The 16,781-nt window shown below is 66.1% G+C and carries 18 protein-coding genes; 8 read left to right on the top strand and 10 right to left on the bottom strand.

Annotation, left to right across the window (positions count from 1 at the left end; all coding sequences use genetic code 11):
* Window positions 1–21 precede the first annotated feature (21 nt).
* The 7 genes from DEJ14_RS00740 to DEJ14_RS00710 form a co-directional block, all read right to left on the bottom strand.
* Window positions 22–429, bottom strand: a complete 408-nt coding sequence (locus DEJ14_RS00740) for a hypothetical protein (RefSeq protein WP_111083805.1) — start codon at window positions 427–429, stop codon at window positions 22–24.
* Window positions 426–1,829, bottom strand: a complete 1,404-nt coding sequence (locus DEJ14_RS00735; RefSeq protein ID WP_111083804.1) for an FtsK/SpoIIIE domain-containing protein — start codon at window positions 1,827–1,829, stop codon at window positions 426–428. Before DEJ14_RS00735 ends, DEJ14_RS00740 begins: the two co-directional genes overlap by 4 nt.
* On the bottom strand, window positions 1,829–2,227 hold the full coding sequence (locus DEJ14_RS00730; RefSeq protein ID WP_111083803.1) for a plasmid replication, integration and excision activator: 399 nt from the start codon (window positions 2,225–2,227) through the stop codon (window positions 1,829–1,831). Before DEJ14_RS00730 ends, DEJ14_RS00735 begins: the two co-directional genes overlap by 1 nt.
* A gap of 81 nt (window positions 2,228–2,308) precedes the next feature.
* Window positions 2,309–3,088 (bottom strand): GntR family transcriptional regulator, encoded by a 780-nt coding sequence (locus DEJ14_RS00725; protein WP_111083802.1) that lies wholly within the window; start codon window positions 3,086–3,088, stop codon window positions 2,309–2,311.
* Between the two features lie 262 nt (window positions 3,089–3,350).
* Window positions 3,351–4,748, bottom strand: coding sequence for a DUF2130 domain-containing protein (locus DEJ14_RS00720; protein ID WP_111083801.1), 1,398 nt, complete (start codon window positions 4,746–4,748; stop codon window positions 3,351–3,353).
* Window positions 4,749–4,840: 92 nt separating this feature from the next.
* A complete protein-coding gene (locus DEJ14_RS00715; RefSeq protein WP_111083800.1) occupies window positions 4,841–6,715 on the bottom strand; it encodes an ATP-binding protein in 1,875 nt (624 codons plus the stop codon).
* A 315-nt stretch (window positions 6,716–7,030) separates the two neighbouring features.
* On the bottom strand, window positions 7,031–8,041 hold the full coding sequence (locus DEJ14_RS00710; protein ID WP_111083799.1) for an aldo/keto reductase family protein: 1,011 nt from the start codon (window positions 8,039–8,041) through the stop codon (window positions 7,031–7,033).
* A gap of 225 nt (window positions 8,042–8,266) precedes the next feature.
* Between DEJ14_RS00710 and DEJ14_RS00705 the strand changes: the two genes are divergently transcribed.
* Together DEJ14_RS00705 and DEJ14_RS00700 are read left to right on the top strand one after the other, a co-directional pair.
* Window positions 8,267–8,914 carry a hypothetical protein gene (locus tag DEJ14_RS00705; protein WP_181437375.1) on the top strand — a complete coding sequence of 216 codons (648 nt, stop codon included), beginning with the start codon at window positions 8,267–8,269 and terminating at the stop codon, window positions 8,912–8,914.
* 58 nt (window positions 8,915–8,972) lie between these two features.
* On the top strand, window positions 8,973–9,965 hold the full coding sequence (locus DEJ14_RS00700) for an SDR family oxidoreductase (protein WP_111083797.1): 993 nt from the start codon (window positions 8,973–8,975) through the stop codon (window positions 9,963–9,965).
* A 91-nt stretch (window positions 9,966–10,056) separates the two neighbouring features.
* Here DEJ14_RS00700 and rocD read toward each other — a convergent pair whose 3' ends face one another.
* Complete coding sequence (gene rocD, locus DEJ14_RS00695; RefSeq protein WP_111083796.1) at window positions 10,057–11,286, bottom strand: ornithine--oxo-acid transaminase; 1,230 nt, start codon at window positions 11,284–11,286, stop codon at window positions 10,057–10,059.
* On the bottom strand, window positions 11,286–12,188 hold the full coding sequence (ddaH, locus tag DEJ14_RS00690) for a dimethylargininase (protein ID WP_111083795.1): 903 nt from the start codon (window positions 12,186–12,188) through the stop codon (window positions 11,286–11,288). Before ddaH ends, rocD begins: the two co-directional genes overlap by 1 nt.
* A 246-nt stretch (window positions 12,189–12,434) precedes the next feature.
* Here ddaH and DEJ14_RS00685 point away from each other — a divergent pair, with 246 nt between their 5' ends.
* Window positions 12,435–12,872: an Lrp/AsnC family transcriptional regulator gene (locus DEJ14_RS00685; RefSeq protein ID WP_111083794.1), complete on the top strand. Its 438-nt coding sequence runs from the start codon at window positions 12,435–12,437 to the stop codon at window positions 12,870–12,872.
* Window positions 12,873–13,019: 147 nt separating this feature from the next.
* On the top strand, window positions 13,020–13,793 hold the full coding sequence (locus tag DEJ14_RS00680) for a YqjF family protein (protein ID WP_220036374.1): 774 nt from the start codon (window positions 13,020–13,022) through the stop codon (window positions 13,791–13,793).
* On the opposite strand, the gene DEJ14_RS00675 is transcribed toward DEJ14_RS00680, so the two are convergent.
* The gene (locus DEJ14_RS00675) at window positions 13,765–14,502 is read right to left on the bottom strand and encodes a hypothetical protein (RefSeq protein ID WP_146249664.1); all 738 of its coding nucleotides are present in this window, start codon (window positions 14,500–14,502) and stop codon (window positions 13,765–13,767) included. The two genes, DEJ14_RS00680 and DEJ14_RS00675, sit on opposite strands and share 29 nt — an antisense overlap.
* 91 nt (window positions 14,503–14,593) lie before the next feature.
* On the opposite strand from DEJ14_RS00675, the gene DEJ14_RS00670 reads away from it, so the two are divergent.
* The 4 genes from DEJ14_RS00670 to DEJ14_RS00655 are packed head-to-tail and all read left to right on the top strand — an operon-like array spanning window position 14,594 to window position 16,727.
* A complete protein-coding gene (locus DEJ14_RS00670) occupies window positions 14,594–15,589 on the top strand; it encodes an SDR family oxidoreductase (protein ID WP_111083792.1) in 996 nt (331 codons plus the stop codon).
* Window positions 15,586–15,927 carry a hypothetical protein gene (locus DEJ14_RS00665; RefSeq protein ID WP_111083791.1) on the top strand — a complete coding sequence of 114 codons (342 nt, stop codon included), beginning with the start codon at window positions 15,586–15,588 and terminating at the stop codon, window positions 15,925–15,927. The genes DEJ14_RS00670 and DEJ14_RS00665 overlap by 4 nt, the downstream gene beginning before the upstream one ends.
* 49 nt (window positions 15,928–15,976) lie before the next feature.
* Window positions 15,977–16,519 carry a dihydrofolate reductase family protein gene (locus DEJ14_RS00660; RefSeq protein ID WP_111083790.1) on the top strand — a complete coding sequence of 181 codons (543 nt, stop codon included), beginning with the start codon at window positions 15,977–15,979 and terminating at the stop codon, window positions 16,517–16,519.
* Window positions 16,520–16,529: 10 nt separating this feature from the next.
* The gene (locus DEJ14_RS00655) at window positions 16,530–16,727 is read left to right on the top strand and encodes a hypothetical protein (RefSeq protein WP_111083789.1); all 198 of its coding nucleotides are present in this window, start codon (window positions 16,530–16,532) and stop codon (window positions 16,725–16,727) included.
* Window positions 16,728–16,781 lie beyond the last annotated feature (54 nt).

Below are 16,781 nucleotides of genomic sequence, written 5' to 3'. Positions count from 1 at the left end.
CGGAGACGGCGCGCGACTGACTCAGCGAGGCCCATCAGACACCACCAGTTCGGGGACCGCGCATCCGATCGGGTACACGTACCCAGTCACGTCGTCTGTGCGCAACACTGGACGGCAGACGTCGACCGCGGCGTGCTCCTTGCGTCGTTGATCGATCCAGTCGGTGAGCTGCGCGTCAGTGCACGACTGGTTCGCGATGTGCCCGTACCGCTGGACGAGTGAACGGTCTGCAGGATCTGGCGCAACGTAGATCGCGTGCTCTGCACCGTTCGTCGTGTCCCACGAGATGCGCAGGTTGCACATCGACGGTTTTGCCTGGGCCGCGGCTGGAGCGTGTTCCGCTGCGGTGAAGTGGCCGACGATCGCACCGCCGGCGACGAGCACCCCAGCGACGACGATGACCAGTACGGATCGTGCGATGTTCTTCATGACTCCTCCTTCGATTGAGCAGCGCTCCGCGTCCGACGTCGCGGACGGGCGGGCTCTCGCGCACTTTGTGTCTCAGGTACGACCACCGGCTTGAAGCGCGGCGCTGCGAAGGCTCGTGCCGCGTGCGTGATCAGGGCATCGTCTGCGTACCCAGCCCGCACCCGCTGCGGTGTCGCGAGCTCGTCGGACAGGACGTAGGCGGTGCCGGGCGCGCCGATCGGGATCTCGTGGCAGAGCGCACCGGCAGCGACAGAGCCGTCACCGAGCACCATCGACGTTTCGGTCCGGTCACGGAGACGAAGCCCGACCGTCTGGGTGAAGAGCCCCCGCGCGGGCAGCGTCTCCTTGCGTGGATCCTGCAGGCACGCGATCACCACGAAGCCGACAGCACGCCCTTGTGACGCCAGCGTTGCGATGCTGGCGTTCGCCCGGCGCTGCAGATCCCGGTCTGATTCGTACGCCGTCAGAGCAGCGAGTTCGTCGATCAGGACCATCACAAGGGGAGCCTCGGTGGAAGCTTCGTGCTGCCGAGTCGTCCCGGCGAGGTCGCGAGCCCGTGCCTGCATCTGAGCGACGGCCTCCTCGAGCATGGTCACCGCATGCACCGAGTCGTTCGCGAAGCGAGTCAAGAGAGGCTTACCCATCCCGAGCTCCATGCCGCCCTTGAGGTCAACGCCCCACACTTCGACCATCCCGGATCGAACTGCGCCGGCGAGCCCCAAGAGGAGCGCCCAGACGATCGACGCCTTGCCGCTGCCCGAGGCCCCTGCAACCAGCGTGTGCGGGCCGAGACGGAGCCTCCAATCGTCGCCCTCTTCAGTCCGGCCCATCGTGACCGCTCGGCCGTCCCACTCATCGCATGGAGCAAGTACGAACGGTTCGGCAAGAGGGTCGGCGTAGTACAGGCGAAGTTCGAGCTGATCGATCCGCGTCCCGGACAAGGTGGCGCGACGCGCCCCGAACGCTGCCGCGATCCGGTCCAGGTGAGCTCCGACGTCCCCGGACGTGAGACCGCTCGGGAGGTACAGCGGGACAAGACACGCATCTGCGTCCCAGCTCGGTGAACCGATACCGGCTGCGATACGCGATCCACTCGGACCATGCGCTTCAAGCCGGAGTGTCTGCGCAAGAGCCGGCCAGGCGGCCACGATGTGCCGGGAGATCGAGCGCTGCTGCGCTCGGTGGAGGGCTTCGTCGATGGTGCCCCACACCCGCAGACGGCGAAGCGCGAAGATCAGTGCCACGAAGCCGTTGAGCCACCACACAAGTGGCAACCAGGTGGTCAAGAGATCCACGAGAGTGAGGATCATCAGTCCGATCAGCACCCACCGGAAGCGTCGGGCGAACCCCTCGAACTCGTCAGACCAGTAGCGGACCTCCTTACGAACGGACCAACTCATCACTCACCACCCCGTGGCTTCGCGGCGGCCTTCATCTCGCGAGCCCGGAGTGAGTACGCGACGCGTGGTCGACCGCCGTTCTCCTTCACGTACGGGGTGACCGACAGACCATCGAAGACGACCGGCCGGAACGGGAGGCCTTGGATCTCCGGCGGGGCAACCGGCTCACTGATGCTGATGATCTTGACCGTTACCTCGTTCTGGCCCTTGCGCGCGTCAGGATCAGCGTCGATCACGCGCACCTGCCACATCGGCTGACCGGAGTTCTTGTCGAGGTCCTGTCCCTGACGCTGGCCGTCGTCGGACCACTTCACGACCGGCTCGACCTCACCCACCATGAACGCGCCCTTCGGGAAGTACGCGTCGAAGCTCACCGGGATTGCTGTCTGGAGTGCCATGGCATTCCTCTCTAACTTGGTCTGTCTAGATAGGTTGCAGTAAGCGCCCACCGACACCTACTGAGGCCAACGGTAACTTATCTAGACAGGCAAGTCAACCAACGTGACCGGCGCACGACCGTCACGAACGGTCTCCGACCGTATGACCTCAACCCCGTCGCTCAGTCCGACATGCCGCGTGACAAGCACAGGCTGCTCCCTCGGCAGAAGCAGATCCGCAGCCTCGCTCCGAGTCGGCATCCTGCTCAGGACCTCCTCGTGCAGTCCATCCACCGAGTCGGCAACCGCGCACAAAGTCGCTACGGATTCGGTGACTGCATCGCCATGCGGCGAGGCCTCAGGGAGGACGTAGCGGCTCACGGCGAAGACCTGACCGGAGTGCTTGTGGAAGATCTCCAGCACTCGGCCCTCACCCAGCCACTGCGGAGCGGACACTAGCCCTCCTCGATTAGACAACGCGCGCGAGTCGGTCAGTCGAAGATCACCCGCGGCGAGCATCGCCAGCACGTCAGCGAGGTCCGGCAGCTTCGGCAGCGCACCAGTCAGCGCAGGCAACGCTGACGCGTCGAAGGAGAGCGTCCTCATGGCCACGCGTAACGGCGGTGGCCCGTCCACGTACACACCCTTGCCCTTCTCCGACACGATCCGCCCGGCTGCGCGAAGGACGTTCAACGCCTCGCGGATCGTCATGGGTGCCACGCCGAAGTGCCGAGACAGCTCGGGCGTCGACGGCAGCATGTCCCCGGAGGCCAGCGCGCCGGCCTGCATGAGATCGAGGAGCCGGTCGGCGATCTGGCGATACAGCGGATCGCCAGAAGCTCGGTCGAGCTCGCCGAGGTCAGAAGCAGCCAGACGGTTCATATCTAGACAGGTTACCCGACTGCCCCGGCCAGCGCTTCAGCCCGAGCTGTGAGAACTTTCTCTACTCGTTCAAGGCGCTGACGCGCCAGGGTGGCCCGCCGAGCCTGCGGTGCGTCCGGTCCTCGCTCCGCTGCGGTCCGGGCGCTCCTCGTCTCGACGGGCCACCCACCGTCTGACCTTCGTTCCGCGATGAGATCCACATCGCTCAATTGAAGGTGCGTATCCAACGGATACCAAAGCAGCTACCGGCATCGTTCGCCCACTACTCGCCTTCATCGACCGCCTCAAACTTTGCCGCCATCGTCGGGTTACCACGAGTCAGCGCCTTGATCGTCAGCCCCTCTGCCTTGTCATTAGCAAGTCGCAAGTTGTTGCCGGACCTAAGCAGGGCCTCCTTAGTCTTCTCTAGATCCTTGATCGCCTCATCAATGCGCTTGATGGCCTCCTGGAACTGGGATTGAGCAAGATTATAGTTCCGACCAAAACCATCCTTAAAGATTTGTAGTTTATCCTCAAACTTCGTGATATCGAGGTTTTGTTCCCGAACTCGAAGTAGCTCATTCTTCACCTGCACCGTACTCAAGGCCGCATTACGCAAAACAGTAATCATAGGAATGAAGAACTGCGGACGGACTACATACATTTTCGGATAGAGATGCGAAACGTCAACGATGCCGCCGTTATAGAGCTCACTATCTGGCTCGAGCAGGGAGACCAAAACGGCATATTCGCAACCCTTTTGGTTTCTATCCTTGTCCAGCTCTTTGAGGAAGTCCTCATTTTTACGCTTGCTGCTTGTAGCCTGGTCCTCATTCTTCATCTCAAACATGATGGACACAAACTCCACCTGGTCTTCATCGAAGTCTCGGTAGATATAGTCACCCTTGCTGCCTTGAGAGGAATCGTTATCCTTCCCGAACGAAGCCGACCGGAAAGCAGAAGATCGCCAACGCTCGAACTCGATCTCGCAATGTTGCTCAAGCGTCTCGCCCAACATCTTCGTCGAAAGACGAGCCTTAAGATCCTTCCACCTCTCAATCTCATCCTCGCGATCCCTCAACTGCGTCTCGTACTTGTCCTTCAGTGAAGTCTCTACGAGCATCTTTTCCAGTTCTTTACGTTCAGCTTCCGCCTTGAATGAATCGCGCTCGTGAGCGATGGACTCGACTGCCTCTTTAACAGCGATCTGCTTTGAAAGTCCAGCCGAATGCAAATCAGCCTCCACACGCGCGATTTCTGCGGCCCCTGCAGACTTCTCCGCGGCCAATGTCGCTGCCGCTTCCGCCCTCGCCTGCGCAAGCATAGACGCGGCTTCGACCTTCTCGCTGTTGTACTTCTCCAGCAAGGAATCGCGCTCCTGGAGTACATTCGCAGTAGCCTCTTGCACTGCAACCTGAGTCCGCAGCTCTGCCGACTTCATCTCTTCGGACAAGCGGTCGAGTTCAATCGATTTAGCCGCAGCCGCTCGCTCATATTCTGCTGCAGCCTTAGCAAGCGCGAGCTCCACGGCCACAGACTGATCTCGCGCCGCAGTCTCCAGCCGGTCATGTACTGCAGCTTCGAATTCCGCATTTCGTACCTGATCCACAATCTTCGCATAGTTCACCTCGTCAATCGTGAACGCCTTGCCGCACTGAGGGCACGTGATTTGGTCAGTCATTGGTTCTCCTACACTTCATTGTGGGCAGTAAGGACTCGCTACACCTGTGGACGGCAACTCTCCGAGGATAGGAGACTTACAAGCGTCTAAGATCAGCTTGATCGGACTATCTGCGTGATGCGCCGCAGCCAACCCCGAAGGTCACCCGGTCCGTCAATCTCGTTAAGCATCTCCGCTGTCATGTGGCCGACGGCGTCCATGTTGAGCCAGGACTTCGCGCTGTTTGCCTTGCTCTTGCGCTTATCTTTTTCGAGGTCGGCCCAAGCGATGCCGTTGTCCTCTGCTTCATAGAGAGCCTGAGCACATACAGCAGGAACAGAGTCCCACTCACCGAAGTTGGCGAACTCATACCCGGGTCGAGCTAGGCGGATAGCATCCACGTGGAGATAATTTTCGAGTTCACGCTTGCCAGTGTGAACTGCCTCCACAAGCTCGAACGCATTGTGCTCGTCTGCCACCTTGTGATATTTGGGACTCTTCGGTGGCTGCAGATCGCGATCAAAAAGATGGAACTCACGGATTTTCAGATCGCGCAGCCGCGATACCCAAAGCGCCACGTTGCTTCCCCCAGCAGGCACGTAGATCAACTGCCCTGAGGCTTCTAGCTCGGAGAGGTCGGCGATATCAGGCTCTGATTTCGAGAGCGTGTGCGAGATGATGTTGAGGAAGGACATATCATGCTTGCCCTCCACACCGACAAAAACCTTCACGCGATGATCAGGCAAGATCCCCAGCGCTTCGGTTACGGCCTCAAAGGTTTCCGATCCAACGGGTAACACCTTGCGAGTTCCGTCGTCAAGCACGCTGATGTAGCGCAGAGATTCTTCAGGGACCAGTCGCCCCAGCGTCGGGGTATGTGTCGTCATGATTACCTGCGCGCCCTCACGCTCAGCGATATCCCTGACCGCGTTGAGTAGCGCCTTCTGGTGGTCCGGGTGCTGGCCCGTCTCGGGCTCTTCGATCGCGTAAATTACATTCCCACCAGCACTTTTAAGTTCAGCCTGAGCTTGAAGGAAACCGAGCAGAACCATTCTCCGGACGCCACTCCCCCGCTTGTTTATCGGAATCCCGGACTCCCCGTGGAGCGACACCTTGAAGACCGAGTCCCACTTCATCTCGTCGCCAATGCGCGGCGTTAGGCCTTTGGCGATGGAAGGGGACATTGCGGAGATCTTCTCCAAGGTCTTTGACACAACCTCCGTGAGCTGCGCGTTTACAGAGCGAGCGATCGCTTCTAGCTCGTCTTTCTGTCCGTCAATCGCGATCCTGACGGCTGCGCGCATAGGGTCTTGCGCTTCAACGTCCTGATCAGTACTTGGCCGGTCAGCGCTGAACAAGAAGAATGATGGAAGCTCCTGCTGTATCTTCCCAAACACTTCCTTTGCACCGTCGGCGCTTACTGGCACGAGACTTTCCCGGAGCTCTAGATCGGTGAGATGATCCCGGATCGCGGCACGCAGTTCCGCGTTGATCGTCTGGTTCACGCTCGAGAGGTCGACACCCAGATCCTTTGCCCTCTTGACTAGTGCTGCTCTTGTCAACGTGATCAGGTCGTCTGCCTGGGTAGCGGTCGGGTGGTCAGCCCGCAGGTAGATCTTCTTACCAGGCGCTTTCTGCGTGCCGTCGAATACCTGCTCGACCTCAAGAAGCCCCTGCCGATTAAGCAGATACTCCTGCTCAAATGAGGTCTTGAAAGTCGAATCCAGGACGATAGATTCGGGAAGCTGATCAAATTGGCAGGAAATCACCACTCTGGTTCGATCGCCGTTTTTACTGGCATCGTCCTGGTCTGCCTTTTGAACTCCGAAGAATATCGCAAGAGCTTCTAGGATCGTTGACTTACCCGCGTCGTTCCTTCCGATCAGCGCAGCGAAGTCGCCAAGCGGGACGTGAACCCTTTCCCTGTAGCAGCGGAAGTTTTCGAGGGATACTCCTATTAGGCGCATGGGGTCAGTCTGCCTGTGCATGCGAGGCTCGTCTGTAGCCCGTTGGGGGGACGTCGCCGACGTGACGGCGCCGCAGAAGACGAGCAACGACCGTCGTCAGAGTGCCGGTGTCGTGCCGGTGGCGCACCTAGGCCATCGAGCATCAACTGAGGTAGTCAAGCGCGGCGGGCCCAGAACTCTCTCGCAAGCGGGCCTGGATAGTGCCGCCGATCGCTTCAGAATCCAACTGAAAATCGAAAGGTCCACGGATCGATGCCGTGTCCAGCCACCGGTGAAGGCCCCCTGCTTCGGCAGGGGGCCTTTTCCGTTGTCTGAGCCGTCCGGCCCGGGTCGGCGCTAGGCCTCGCGGGTCTTCGGGCTGCTGTCGTTCGTCTTCGCCGGGTCGCGCTCGACGACGGCACCGAGGGCGTCGTCGATCCGGGCGAGCAGCTCCGCGGGGATCGTGACACCGGCAGCACCAGCGTTGTCGTGCACCTGCTCCGGACGCGACGCCCCGATGATCGCACTCGCGACGTTCTCGTTCTGCAGCACCCAGGCGACGGCGAGCTGTGCCATCGACAGGTCGAGCTCCTTCGCGATCGGCTCGAGCTCCTGCACCGAGGACAACACCTCGTCGCGCATGAACCGCTTGATCATGTCCGCGCCGCCCTTGTCGTCGGTCGCGCGTGAGCCCTCGGGCAGCGGCTGACCCGGCTTGTACTTGCCGGTCAGGACACCCTGGGCGATCGGGGACCAGACGATCTGCGAGATGCCGAGCTCCTTCGAGGTCGGCACCACCTCTTCCTCGATGACCCGCCACAGCGCCGAGTACTGCGGCTGGTTCGAGATGAGCTGGAACCCGAGGTCCTTCGCCAGCGCGGCGCCGGCACGGAGCTGCTCCGCGGTCCACTCGCTCACGCCGACGTACAGGACCTTGCCCTGGCGCACGATGTCGGCGAAGGCCTGCATCGTCTCCTCGAGCGGCGTCTCGTGGTCGAAGCGGTGTGCCTGGTACAGGTCGACGTAATCGGTCTGCAGACGGCCGAGCGACCCGTCGATCGACTCGAGGATGTGCTTGCGGGACAGGCCGGTGTCGTTGTGCCCCTTGGGCCCGGTCGGACCGAAGACCTTCGTGGCGATCTCGAGCGACTGGCGACGCTCCCCTTTGAGGGCTTCGCCGAGGACGGTCTCGGCGCCGGTGTTTGCGTAGACGTCGGCGGTGTCGAACGTCGAGATGCCGACGTCGAGCGCTGCCCGGACGCAGGCGATCGCCGCGTCGTTCTCGACCTGGGAGGCGTGGGTGAGCCAGTTGCCGTAGGTGATCTCGGAGACCTTGAGGCCCGAGTTGCCGAGGTAGCGGTACTCCATGTGCGTGTCACTCCTGTCGTGGGGCGCGTCGATGCGACCCGAACCGTGACGGTAGTCGCGCCGCCCCCAGGAGCACTCGGTCAGGAAGCGGGTACCTGTACGCTGAAGTTTCAGATGCAGCAGCCCAAGACGAAACCCCGGCGATGTGGACTGAGCCAGTGATCGTTCCGGGGTCTTCGATATATGAGTCTATGGGGCGAGCGTTCGATGTCAACTGGAGGTCGCGTGGAGCCGGCGGACGTGGTCGACCTGCTGACGCGGGAACGCCTTCGTTCCTACTTCCGAGCCCTGCCCGACGACGCACGCGCTGTCCGGCTCTACGAATGGAACATGCGAGCTGCGGCTGCCGTGATGGAGCTGACCGGGGCCGTAGAGGTCGTGGTGCGAAACGCTGCAGACGTGCAGCTCCGCGCTTGGGCAACTGCTCGTCGCCCAGGCTCATCCTGGCTCGACGTCGTTCCCCTCGACGCACAAGGCAGGAACGATCTGGTCGTCGCGCGAAGGCGTGCCACGCGAGGGGGGAAACGAGCAGAGGTGCACGGGCGAGTCGTTGCCGAACTGAGCTTCGGGTTCTGGCGGTACCTGTTCGAGTCTCGCTACCTGACGGCCCTGTGGACGCCAGCACTCCACCGCGCGTTCCCACACGGCCCAGCGGATGCGCTGACTCGCCAGCGCGAGGTTCGGACACGGATGCAGCAACTGCACTTCGTGCGCAACCGGGCCGCACACCACGAGCCGATCCATGGGCGTGATCTTCGGCGGGACCACGACTACGCGATCGAACTGCTCGGATGGATCCAGCCCGGCGCCGCGGCTTGGGCACAGGACGTGACGATGCTCGGCACGGTGCTCGATGCCCGACCCAGCATCTGAGGGGCAGGATCGGAGGGGTTCGGCGCAGGGTTGCGCCGCGGAGAGCGAGGGAGCATCCATGACCGGAGCGAGCGTGTTGTTCATCGGCGGGAGCGGCGTGATCAGCGCCTCCTGTGTGCGGGAGGCGACCGAACAGGGCCACGACGTCACGGTCCTGAACCGGGGGACCACCGGGGGCAGGCCGATCCCGGAGGGTGTGACGCGCCTCCAGGCCGATGTGTCGGACCGCAGCGCCCTGGCGGACGCACTCGGCGACCGCCACTTCGACGTGGTCGTGAACTGGGTGGCGTTCACGCCGGACCAGGTGCAGGCCGACATCGACTTCTTCGCCGGACGGACGCGGCAGTACGTGTTCATCAGCTCGGCCTCGGCGTACCAGACGCCGGCGACGCACCTGCCGATCACGGAGTCGACGCCGCTGAAGAACCCGTACTGGCAGTACTCGCGCGACAAGATCGCGTGCGAGGAACTGCTGATGGAGGCGTACCGGGAGCAGGACTTCCCGGTGACGATCGTGCGGCCGTCGCACACCTACGACGAGACGAAGCTACCGCTGACGGGCGGCTGGACTGCGGTGGCGCGGATGCGCGCCGGCAAGCCGATCATCATCACCGGTGACGGCACGTCGCTGTGGACCCTGACGCACAGCCGTGACTTCGCGGTCGGGTTCACCGGGCTGCTCGACAATGCGTCGGCGATCGGTGAGGCCTTCACGATCACGAGCGACGAGGCGCCGACGTGGAACGCCATCGCACACGAGATCGCTGCGGCGGCCGGGGTCGACGACCTGCGGATCGTGCACGTGCCAGCGGACGCCATCGCTGCCGCCGATGCCGAGTGGGGTGCGGCGCTGCTCGGCGACAAGGCCAACAGCTCGGTGTTCGACAACAGCAAGGTCCGGTCGCTCGTGCCGTGGTACCGGCCGCGGACGCCCTACCGGCAGGGTGTGCGCGAGGTCATCGCCTGGTTCGAGGCGAACCCCGACGCGCAGGTCGTCGACGATCGCCTCGATGCCCTGATGGACGAGTTGGCGGCGCGCTGGGCGGTGTGATCCGTGCTTGGTGAGCAGAAATGGTCGGGTGCCGTGTGGCGACCCGACCATTTCTGCTCACGAAGCGAGCGCGTGGCGCCGAGCGCGCGGGTCAGGCGCGCGCGGCCAGGACCGACGCGAGCGTGCCGATCGCCCTGCGCAGCTCGTCGTCGGTGACCACGAGCGGCGGGGCGAAGCGGATCGTCGAACCGTGGGTGTCCTTCACGAGCAGCCCGCGGTCGGCGAGGTCCTTCGAGATCGCCTTGCCGGTGCCGAGCGCGGGGTCGATGTCGATCCCCGCCCAGAGTCCGGCGACGCGGTGCGACACGACCCCCTTGCCGAGCAGGTCGTCGAGCAGCCCGCGCAACAGCGGTTCGCCGTCGAGGGCGCGCTGCTGGAACGTGCCCTCGCCGAGCATCGCCACGACCTCGGCGCCGACGGCAGCGGCGAGCGGGTTGCCGCCGAACGTCGAACCGTGCTCACCGGGACGCAGCACGCCGAGGACATCACGCGAGCCCACCACCGCGGACACCGGCACGATGCCGCCGCCGAGCGCCTTGCCGAGCGTGATGAGGTCGGGACGGACCCCGACGCGCTGCACGGCGAGGGTGTGGCCGGTGCGCCCGAGCCCGGACTGGATCTCGTCGGCGACGAACAGCGCGCCGAACTCGTCGCAGAGCTCCCGGACAGCAGGCAGGTACGACGCCGGCGGGATGACCACGCCGCCCTCGCCCTGGATGGGTTCGAGCAGCACGGCGACGACGGTCTCGTCCATCGCCGCGCGCAGGGCTTCGGCATCGCCGTACGGCACGGTGCGGAACCCCGGCGTGTACGGGCCGAAGTCGTTCCGGGCGTCGGGGTCGTCCGAGAACGAGATGATCGTCGTCGTGCGGCCGTGGAAGTTCCCGGACGCGACGATGATCGTCGCCTGCTCAGCAGGGACGCCCTTCACGCGGTAGCCCCAGGCGCGGGACACCTTGATCGCGGACTCGACGGCCTCGGCACCGGTGTTCATCGGCAGGACCATCTCGGTCTCCGTCAACGCCGCCAGCGCCGTGGCGAACGGCCCGAGCTGGTCGTTCACGAACGCGCGACTCGTGAGCGTCACCCGGTCGAGCTGCGCCCGGGCGGCGTCGAGCAGCCGCGGGTTGCCGTGGCCGAAGTTCACCGCGGAGTACGCGGCGAGGCCGTCCAGGTACTGCTTGCCGTCGACGTCGGTGACGGTCGCTCCGGAGCCCGACGCGATGACGACGGGCAGCGGGCTGTAGTTGTGCGCGAGGGCGCGGTCCTCGACGGCGAGCGCCGCCGCGGTGTTGACCCCGAGCGACGCTGCCGCCGACATCAGCTCACCCCGAGCGAGCGGGCGACCGAGTTGCCGGTGCCGACCGGGTGCAGGTCGAGCGTGCAGCACTTCACGCCGCCACCGCCGAGCAGCAGCTCGGACAGGTCGACACCGATCGGGTTGTAGCCCTTCTCCTTCAGCTGCTCGGCGAACCGAACAGCGCGCGCGGCGATCACGACGTTGTACCCGTCGGAGTAGGAGTTCAGGCCGAGGATCGCGGCGTCCTCCTCCGTCGCGATGATCGCGTCGGGGAAGCGCTCGCGCAGGATCGCCAGCGACGGCTCGTCGAAGGCGCTCTCGAGGTAGGCGATGTTGCTGGTGCCGTCAGCGGCGGGCTCGGGGTCGAGCACGGCGATGGCGGTGTCGAGGTGGTAGAAGCTCGGGTTGATGAGCTTCAGGGTGACGACCTCACGGCCGTAGATCGTCGCGAGCTCGTCGTGCGAGGTGCTGTCCGACCGGAAGCCGGTGCCGGCGAAGATCGTGTTGCCGATGAGCAGGAAGTCACCCTCGCCCTCGTTGGTCTGCTCGGGCTCGGCGACGGTCAGGCCGGCCTGACGGAACCAGTCCATGTACGCCGGGCCCTCGGGCTGGCGCTCGGGGTACTGGAACTTCGCGCCGTAGGCGATGCCGTCGAGGACGAACCCGCCGTTGGCCGCGTAGACCATGTCGGGCAGGCCGTCGATGGGGTCGATGTACGAGATGTCGAAGCCGAGCTGCTCGTACACGTCGACGAGCGTCTGCCACTGGGCGACGGCCTTCGACGTGTCGGTCGGCTCCTCCGGGTGCATCCACGGGTTGATCCGGTAGCTCACCGTGTAGAAGTCCGGCTTGCACATCAGGATCGTCCGCTTGGTGGCGGTGCGGGCCGGTGCGTGGGTGGTCGAGGGTGCGGTGTTCGACATCAGTCCTCCTGAGAAGGGACCGGGGCCCGAGCCTGCCAGGAACCGAAACGGAACGAAGGAGAGGTGCTCCGGCGAGATGCAGGCTCACTCGCCGTAGCGGACCAGGTCGACGCCACGTCGATCCTGACACAGACCGTCCGGCAAGTGCAGTACCGGGAGCGAAGCGCCGTGGCACCCGTTCGGGTGACGCACGTTTCGTGCGTCCGAACCGCCGACCTCGCAAGAAGTCCGCGTACGATGGGTGCAATGGATTCGCTCGACCACCGCATCCTGGATCAACTCCGGGACAACGCCCGCGCCGGCTACGGCGACATCGGGTCGGTGGTCGGACTCTCGGCATCGGCCGTCAAGCGCCGCGTCGACCGACTCGTCGGCGATGGTGTCATCCAGGGCTTCACGATCAAGGTCGACCCCGCCGTCGAGGACCGCGGCACCGAGGCCTGGGTCGAGCTGTACTGCCGCGGCACCGTCTCCCCCGACGAGCTCCGAGCGCTGCTCGACACCGTGCCGGAGGTCATCGACGCCGGCACGGTCACCGGGAGCGCCGACGCCGTCGTGCACATGCGCTCGAAGGACCTGTCCGCGCTGGAGGAAGCGCTCGACAAGGTCCGCCTCGCACCGCAGGTGGACCACACGCGGTCGGCGATCGTGCTCTCCAAGCTGGTCAGTCGCGACACCGCGTAACGTCCGGCAGGTGACACGTAACGCGCAGGCCGGGAGGCCCGTGCGGACTCCGCCAGACCGCGAGCAGCGACCCGTCCGGTCGCCGCCGACCCCGTCGCTGACGCGACCCAGCATGACCGGACCCATCGAACCGGAGGCGACCAGCTCGTGACCGACACCCGACCCACCCAGAGCACCCCGGGCCTCCCGGCAACCGCCCCCGGCCTGCCGGGCCGCCCTTGGATCTCGCAGGACTGGCTCGACGTCGTCTTCGTGCACTGGCGCGTCGACGTGTCTGCAGTGGCCCCGCTGCTGCCGGCCGGCACGCGACCCGACACGATGGCACTCGACGGGACCGACGACGGGGTGACCACCTGGGTGGGCCTCATCGCGTTCCGGTTCGAGGACACCCGGTTCCCGCCCCTCGGGGCGCTCGGGCGGACCGGCTCCATCGGCGACTTCGTCGAGGTGAACGTCCGCGTCTACACGGTCGACGAGCAGGGCCAGCACGGAGTCGTGTTCCTGTCGCTCGACGCCGGCAAACTGCTGCCGACGCTCGGCGCACGCGCGGCCACCGGGCTGCCGTACTGGTGGGCGGACGCCGAGTCGCGGAGCGGCGACGGCCGCGTCGGGTACGCGATGCGGCGGCACGGGACGCACCTGCGGTCGATGCTCGACGTCCGCGTGGGCGAGGTACTCGACGAGCCGGGGCCGCTCGAGACGTTCCTGACCGCGCGGTGGGGCATGCACGTGCACCGGGCCGGTCGGACCCGGTTCTGGCCGGACGAGCACGACGCGTGGCCGTTGCACCGGGCCTCGGTGGTGTCGTTGCGGGACGACCTGGTCGGCGCCGCCGGGCTGCCGTTCGGGTTGACGGAGCTCGAGCCGGACTCGGTGCTCTACTCGGCGGGGGTCACGACGCGGTTCGGTCGGGGGCGCTGAGCGGGTCGTCGGCCGGCGGCTCCGGTCGCTGTTCTGGTTCCGGTTCCGGTTCCGGTTCGCCGGCGTCCGCCGCCGATCCGTTCTGGTCGGGGTCGGCCGTCCCCGAGGCGGCTCGCCACTGCAGGACCGCAGTGGCGACGGCGACCGGAACGATGACGATGCTCCACCCGATCCACCGCGATGAGTGTGCTTCGTCGACGCTCGGGACCGTCAACGCCACGACCGCGTACACAGCCGACACGGCCGCGACGGCAGCCGACGCCGCCGAACGCCCCCACAGCTCGAACCGCGTCGGCTCGTCCCGCCGCACCGTGTACAGGCCCGTCGCAGCAGCCAGGGAGCCGATCAGGAGCGTCTGCGCGCCCACCGCGAGGGCGAACACCGCCAACGCGACTCCGGCGGCGCTCCAGACGACGACACGCGTGCGGTGCAAGCGCCAAACCGTCGCGCAACTCGGGTACCAGTACGCCCGTCGTCCGGCGACCGCGAGCACGACCGCGCCGACCAGCCCGACGACACCGACGAGGATCGCGACGGGCAGGGCGGGACGCTGCAGCCAGATGCCGATCGCCACGACCGCCAGCGCCCCGACTGCCTGGGCCGTCGGAGGACCCCACCACTGCTCGGGGAGGATCGGCGCCCGGCGGATCCAGCGCGGCTGCGGCTTCGCCTCCGGCTCGGGTTCCACCGGGTCATCTCGCGTGTCCACGCGACCATCATGCTCGCCACCGTCCGCAGGCACGGGCCGTCGGGGGACACCGGCTGAGTGGTGCATGGTCGGCCGCAGGTACAAGTGAGCCATGACTCGAGTGGCAGTGGTGACCGGTGGATCCGCAGGACTGGGGCGTGCGACCGTCCGGGAGCTCGCCGCGCGGGGGTGGGACGTCGCCGTCCTCGCCCGTGGACGGGACGGCGTCGACGCCGCGGTCGCCGAGGTCGAGGCCGCTGGGCGTCGCGGGCTGGCCCTGGTCGCCGACGTGTCCGACCGCGAGGCCGTCGAGGCCGCGGCCGACCGCGTCGAGCAGGAACTCGGGCCGATCGACCTGTGGGTGAACGGCGTGATGGTCGGGGTGTTCGGCAAGTTCCTGGACACCGCGCCCGAGGACTTCGAGCGGGCGCTGCACGTGACCTACCTCGGCTTCGTCAACGGGACCCGTGCCGCGCTCTCGCGGATGGTGCCCCGCGGCCAGGGGCACGTCGTCCAGGTCGGTTCGGCACTCGGCTTCCGGGGCATCCCGCTGCAGGCCGCGTACTGCGGCGCGAAGCACGCGATCGTCGGGTTCACCGAGTCCGTCGTCTCCGAGCTGCTCGAACAGGGCAGCAAGGTGAAGGTGTCGCGGGTCGACATGCCCGCCCTCAACACGATCCAGTTCGGGTGGGTGAAGTCGAAGCTGCCGCACCACCCGCAGCCCGTCGCACCGATCTTCCAGCCCGAGGTCGGTGCCCGCGCGATCGCTGCCGTGGCCGAGCGGCCGCGCCGTCGCACCTGGGTCGGCGAGTCGACCGTCTACACGATCCTCGGCAACCGGATCAGCGGGCGTATCGCCGACTGGTACGCCGCCAAGACGCTCGTCTCCGGGCAGCAGGCGCCCGACAAGGACGGGCAGGAGCTGCACGACAACCTGTACGAGCCGGTGCCGGGCGACCACGGCGCGCACGGTGTGTTCGACGAGTCCGCGCACGCCTGGTCGCCGCAGACCTGGTGGGTGGAACACCGACGGATCGGCAACGGGATCATCGGGGCGGCGCTCGGCGCAGCCGGGGCCGTCGCACTCGTTGCCGGACGACGACGATGAGCCGCCGCGGATCGTCAGCTCGGGGTCCAGCCATCGTCGAGCTGTGCCGGGCCGGACTCGGCCTGTGGCACCTGGGCCGAGCGGCTCGTGGTCGCGACCAGGGCGTGCTGCACGGCGTGCTCGGCGTCCGGCAGCTCGTGCAGGCCGCCCTCGTCGCACGCGCGGGCACCGGGAACGCACACACGCTGAGCGCCGCCGTCGACGCGGTGCACGGCGTGACGATGGTGCCGCTCGCCCTCGACCCACGACGCCGCGGGTTCGCCCTGCAGCAGGTGTGGATCGCCACAGTGCTCACCGTCGCCGAGGTCGCCGTCGTCGGTCGGGGCAGCCGGCGCTGACGGCGGGCGGCGCTGACGCCTGTCGGGGGTGCTCGGTAGCGTCCGGGGCATGGGTACCACCTACTCCGTCGCGTCCTCGCTGGACGGCTTCGTCGCTGCACCGGACGACGACCTCGACTGGCTGCTGCAGTTCGGTTTCGAGCCGTTCCAGGAGCACCACGACCGGTTCTTCGCGGGCATCGGCGCGATCGTCATGGGCTCGACCACGTACGAGTGGCTGCTCGAGCACGACGACACGTGGGCGTACCCGGACCTGGCGACGTGGGTGTTCACCACGCGTGACCTACCGGTGCCGGACGGCGCCGACGTGCACTTCGTGTCGGGCGAGGTCGCGGACCACCAGGCCGACCTCGAACGGGCAGCCGGCGAGCGCGACGTCTGGGTCGTCGGCGGCGGACTGCTCGCGGCGCAGTACCAGCAGGCCGGGCTGCTCGACGAACTCCGGGTCACCGTGATGCCCGTGGCGCTCGGCGCCGGTGCACCGCTGCTGCCGGTCGCGGCGCCGACCCCGGTGTTCAAGCTGGTCGGGACGACGCCGTTCACCGGCGGTGCGGTCGAGCTGCACTACCGGTCCGCAGCCACCGCGGCGTAGCGTCCGAGCCATGAGCGACAACGAGCAGACCGAGCCCGTCATGGATGGCGCCAACGAGGCCACGAACCACGAGAAGCTGCACGGCCTGATCGAACAGGTCGACAACGACCACCACGGCGAGGGCGCCGGAGCGATGGCCGACCACCTGCGTGACCGGATGGACGAGACCGGCGTCGAGGACGAAGAGGCCGGCGACACCGAGGACTGACCCGGTCGGCGCCACGCCGCACACTTCGTGAGCAGGAATGGTCGGGTCCGCCGC

The organism is Curtobacterium sp. MCJR17_020 (assembly GCF_003234365.2).
Taxonomy (GTDB): Bacteria; Actinomycetota; Actinomycetes; order Actinomycetales; family Microbacteriaceae; genus Curtobacterium.
The sequence above is the reverse complement of the archived record's forward strand: the minus strand, read 5'-3'. Positions and strand labels throughout refer to the sequence as shown.